The sequence below is a fragment of the Streptomyces sp. UW30 genome (assembly GCF_008042075.1).
Classification (GTDB): domain Bacteria; phylum Actinomycetota; class Actinomycetes; order Streptomycetales; family Streptomycetaceae; genus Streptomyces.
Genome location: NZ_RDBN01000051.1, coordinates 1 through 4,449, shown reverse-complemented (window position 1 = coordinate 4,449; position 4,449 = coordinate 1). Strand labels below are relative to the sequence as shown.

Below are 4,449 nucleotides of genomic sequence, written 5' to 3'. Positions count from 1 at the left end.
GGTGGGGGGTGGTGGGAGGAGCCGACCTCAGCTATGCGGCGGCCCCGGCGCAGCACGAGCAGGGACCCGGTCCGCCAGATCTTCGTCGGCCCCCCCGACCCGCTTGGGGCGAGCGACTGCGGTGGCCTCACCGGGGCCCGGAACCCGCGATGCCGAGTCTCGCCCCTGCCTCAGGCGCGACCACCGCGCCTCAACCCGGCCTCAGACTGGCGGCGACGACTGCTGTGGCTCGACCCCGCCTCCGGCACGCGACCACCGCGGCTCCACTCAACCCGGGCCGCTACGCGTTCAAGCCCGCCCATGGGCCTCCTGCGAGCGTCTGGACAGTGCGTCGATGACCACCGCGGCGAACAGCACCCCGCCCGTGATCATGAACTGGACCGCGGCCGGCGTGTCCGTGAGGGCCATGCCCGAGGCGATCGACTGGATCACCAGCATGCCGAGCACCGCCGACCATGTGGAACCGCGTCCGCCGAACAGGCTGGTGCCGCCGATGACGGCTGCCGCGATGGCGTTGAGCAGGAGCACGCCCGTGCCCGAACTCTGGCTCACCGAGGTGATGCGCGAGGCGAGGAACAGGCCGCCGACCGCCGCCATGGTGCCCGAGACCGCGAGCACCGCGGTCTGCACCCGCGTCACGTGGAGGCCGGCGCGCCTGGCCGCCTCGACGCCGCCGCCGAGGGCGTAGACCTGCCGGCCGTAGTGGGTGCGGCGCAGCACGATGTCGAGCCCGGCCACCACCACGAGGAAGATCAGGAGGGCGAGCGGCAGCCCCTGGAACCGGTTGAGCAGATAGGCGCTGACGAACGCGATCACCGCGAGCCCGCCGGCGCGCACCCCGATGACCTGGAGCGAGCGATGCCGCATGCCGGCGGCCATCCGGCGTCGCCGGTCCATGTACGACACGAGGAAGACAAGGCCCGCGGCGAGTGCCGCAATTCCGTAGGCGACGGCGTCATCGGTGAAGTAGTAGCTGGTCAGCTTGGCGACGAGGCCGTTCTCGTCGAGGTTGATGGTGCCGCTGCTGCCCAGGATGTAGAGCATGAGGCCGTTCCAGGTGAGCAGCCCCGCGAGCGTGACGACGAACGCCGGCACCCGGGTCCTGGCGAACGAATAGCCCTGCACGGTGCCCGCCGCCGTGCCGGCCAGCACCCCGACGATCAGCGCGAGCCATTCGGGCACCCCGTTGTTCACGTTCAGCACCGCGAACACGGCCGCCGCGAGCCCGCTGATCGAGCCGACCGACAGGTCCAGCTCGCCGAGCAGCAGCACGAAGACGATGCCGACCGCGATCAGTCCCGTACCCACGATGTCGACGCTGAGATTGGACAGGTTGCGGGGCGAGAGGAAGTTGTCGTTGAGGGACTGGAAGGTGATCCAGACGACGGCGAGGACGAGGACGACGGGGAGCGAGCCCACTTCACCGGCCCTCAGCTTGCGCCGGGCGAAGGCGACCCACCTCTCCACGGCCCGGCCGGCGGTCGACCCGGGGGGCGCCTTGCTGTCGCCGGCGGTCGCGGCGGGCTCGACGGGTTCGGTCTGCGGGTCGGCCGCCATGTCGCGCGTCCCTTTCACCACGCCGCCTCCTGGTGGGCCGGTCGGCGGGGCGTGCTCTCCGTCGCCCCGGTGATGGAGGAGATGATCTGTTCCTGGGAAGCGGTGCCCACGTCGAAGTAGCCGTTGTTACGGCCGAGCCGCAGCACGGCTGCCCGGTCCGCGAGGGCCTTGACGTCGCCCATGTTGTGGCTGATCAGCAGGACGCCCACGCCCCGGTCCCGCAGCTCGTCGACCAGGTCCAGGACCTCCGTGGTCTGCTGCAGCCCCAGTGCCGCGGTCGGCTCGTCCAGCAGCAGCAGGCGCGGTCCGCCCAGCAGCGAGCGGGCGATCGCGACCGTCTGACGCTGACCGCTGGACAGCGACACGACCGGAGCACGCAGCTCGGGGACGCCCCTCGTCAGGCTGTCCAGCAGCTGGAACGTGCGGCGCTCCATCTCCATCTCGTCGAGGAAGCCGAACCTGCGGACCTCGCGTCCGAGGAACAGATTGCCGACGACGTCGAGGTTCCCGCACAGCGCGAGGTCCTGGTACACGGTGGCGATGCCGAGGTCCTGGGCGTCGCCCGGGCGCCTGATCTGGACGGGACGGCCCTCCCACTCGATGACGCCCCGGTCCGCGGCCGCCACGCCGGAGATCACCTTGATCAGGGTGGACTTGCCGGCTCCGTTGTCGCCCAGCAGCGCGAGGACCTGGCCGGCGTGGATCTCCAGTTCGATGTCCATCAGGACCTCGACGGCGCCGTAGCGCTTGCACACGCCGTGCAGCGCCAGCAAGGGGGCAGGCACGCGGAACCATCTCCTTCCCGTGGCCCGGACACGGCCGGGCCGGAGGTCAGGTCAGCCCGGCCGTTTCGCACGCGGCGCCGAGATCGGGGGTACAGATCTCCCGGATCGTGTACACGCCTTCCTTCACCAAGGTGTCCTCGATGTTGTCGACGGTCACGGACACGGGGGTGAGCATGACCGCCGGAACCGTCTTGCCCTCGCTCGTGCGCACCTCTTGCTCGGCCACCCGGTCGAGGTTCTCACCGCGGGCCGCGGCCACGGCCATGGCGGCGCCGGCCGCGGCCTCGGGCAGGAAGGGCTTGTAGACGGTCATGTACTGCTCGCCGGCGACGATGCGTCGCACGGCGCCGAGTTCGGCGTCCTGCCCCGTGACCGGGGGCAGCGGATTCACCTTGTTCGCCTTGAGGGAGGAGATGCTGCCGGCGGCGAGGCCGTCGTTGGCGGCGTAGACCCCCTGGATGTTGTCGGCGCCGAGGGCGGCGATGGCGCCGGACATGTTCAAGTTGGCGGCCTCGGTCCGCCACTGGAGCGTGTCGTACGCCTTGCCGATCTTCACCTGGCCGTCCAGCACGGACAACGCGCCCTCCTTGAACAACACCGCGTTGGAGTCGCTGGGATCGCCGTTCATCATGACGATCTGGCCGCCGGGCACCTGGTCGCCCATGGCCTTCAGCAGTGCCTGGCCCTGGAGCCTGCCGACCTCCTGGCCGTCGAAGGAGACATGACCCGCGATCGGGCCCTCGGAGAAGCGGTCGTAGGCGATGACAGGGATGCCCGCCTCGTCGGCCTTCCTGACGGAGGCGCCGAGCGATCGGGAGTCCACCGCCACGAGCAGGATGGCGTCCACCCCCTCGGCGATCATCGAGTTCATCTGCTGCTGTTGCATCGCCACGTCGCCCTTGGCGTTGCCGTGCTCGATCGTGCATGTGCCGCACAGCTCATGGATGTTCTTCTTCAGCAGCGGCCTGTCCTGGGTCTCCCAGCGGGCCGTGGTCGCGTCCGGCAGGAGCACGCCGATCTTGGGCCCGGTCTCCTTCTCGGAGGCGCTCCCGCCGTCCGACCCGCAGGCGGCGAGGGCGACGGCCGTGGAGATCGCGATCAGGGAGAGGGCCGCGTTGCGTATGGGGGCCTTCATACGGGGGATCTCTCTGGCGAGCATGGCGACACCTGGCCTTCTCACATGCCGACCACTCGGTCAGTCTGACACCGGCCGGTGCGATCGGCGAGCGCAGCCAGGGCGCCCCACGGGGCGGCGGGCGAGGCGCCGCCACGGGCGGTGGGTGAGCGGATATGTCCTGCTCATCCATATATGCGATTCTTGTGTTCGGGCGCCCGATTGCGCTGGGAGTCGGGGTGCCCCGATCTCCTTCGACACCTCCGGCACGGACGGGAGGAAGGTTGCGGACATGCCTCATGACGGCCGTGCCCGGACCGGATATCCGGTGCCGGAGGCATCCGAGGCCGGCACCGCAGACACCGGCTCACCGCCTACGGCGCCGCAGGCCGCCACGAGTGATCGGGCCCTGACGTTCGCAGGAGCGGCGCTCACCGCGCTCTACGCTCCCGCCGCCGGGGGCGACGAGCTCCAGCTGCTGGAAACGGCCGGCGGCGTCACCCCCGAGTACCGGCTGCCGAAGCTGCTGCCCCTGTCGGGTGCCTCGGCCGCCGCACACGCCGTCCGCACCGACCGGCCGCTGTGGCTGAACGCCGCGGCCCTCGCCGCCTACCCCGACGGCGCGCCCACGCCGCCGCGGGCGCGGACGGCGTCGCTCGGCGCGCTGCCGCTGGACCCGGAAGGCGCGCGACTGGGCTGCCTCGTCGTCGTGGGAGCCTCCGCCGACGGCTTCGACGACGGGCAACAGCGCTTCCTGGAGCGGTACGCCGGCGCGGTCGCCTGCGTGCTGCGCGACGCGAAGGGCCGGTCCGCGGGCGGGTCCCTGCTGAGCCGTGCCCTGCGCGGTCTGCGGGTCGGCTCGTTCGTCCTGGTCCCCGACACCGGCTTCATCGAGGCGGACGGGGCACTCCTCGAACTGGTCGGCATCACACCGGACGACTTCGACGGCAAGGCCGACACCCTGCTGTCGCACGCCCTCCCCGAGGACATGCC

The 4,449-nt window shown here is 71.1% G+C and carries 4 protein-coding genes; 1 reads left to right on the top strand and 3 read right to left on the bottom strand.

Going from position 1 to position 4,449, the window contains the following annotated elements; translation table 11 throughout:
• Positions 1–288 precede the first annotated feature (288 nt).
• The 3 genes from EAO75_RS33955 to EAO75_RS33945 form a co-directional block, all read right to left on the bottom strand.
• A complete protein-coding gene (locus EAO75_RS33955) occupies positions 289–1,557 on the bottom strand; it encodes a sugar ABC transporter permease (protein ID WP_147999019.1) in 1,269 nt (422 codons plus the stop codon).
• 14 nt (positions 1,558–1,571) lie between these two features.
• Positions 1,572–2,279 (bottom strand): ATP-binding cassette domain-containing protein, encoded by a 708-nt coding sequence (locus EAO75_RS33950; RefSeq protein WP_410092517.1) that lies wholly within the window; start codon positions 2,277–2,279, stop codon positions 1,572–1,574.
• Between the two features lie 109 nt (positions 2,280–2,388).
• Positions 2,389–3,477, bottom strand: coding sequence for a substrate-binding domain-containing protein (locus tag EAO75_RS33945; RefSeq protein ID WP_147999017.1), 1,089 nt, complete (start codon positions 3,475–3,477; stop codon positions 2,389–2,391).
• 271 nt (positions 3,478–3,748) lie between these two features.
• Between EAO75_RS33945 and EAO75_RS33940 the strand changes: the two genes are divergently transcribed.
• Positions 3,749–4,449, top strand: a 701-nt coding sequence (locus EAO75_RS33940; protein WP_147999014.1) for a GAF domain-containing protein, incomplete at its 3' end; no start/stop codon positions are given.

What these genes read in the sequence shown, in the direction of transcription:
- EAO75_RS33950 (WP_410092517.1), bottom strand. Translation starts at nt 2,279, where the DNA reads ATGGACATCGAACTGGAGATCCACGCCGGCCAGGTCCTCGCGCTGCTG.
- EAO75_RS33945 (WP_147999017.1), bottom strand. Translation starts at nt 3,477, where the DNA reads ATGAAGGCCCCCATACGCAACGCGGCCCTCTCCCTGATCGCGATCTCC.
- EAO75_RS33955 (WP_147999019.1), bottom strand. Translation starts at nt 1,557, where the DNA reads ATGGCGGCCGACCCGCAGACCGAACCCGTCGAGCCCGCCGCGACCGCC.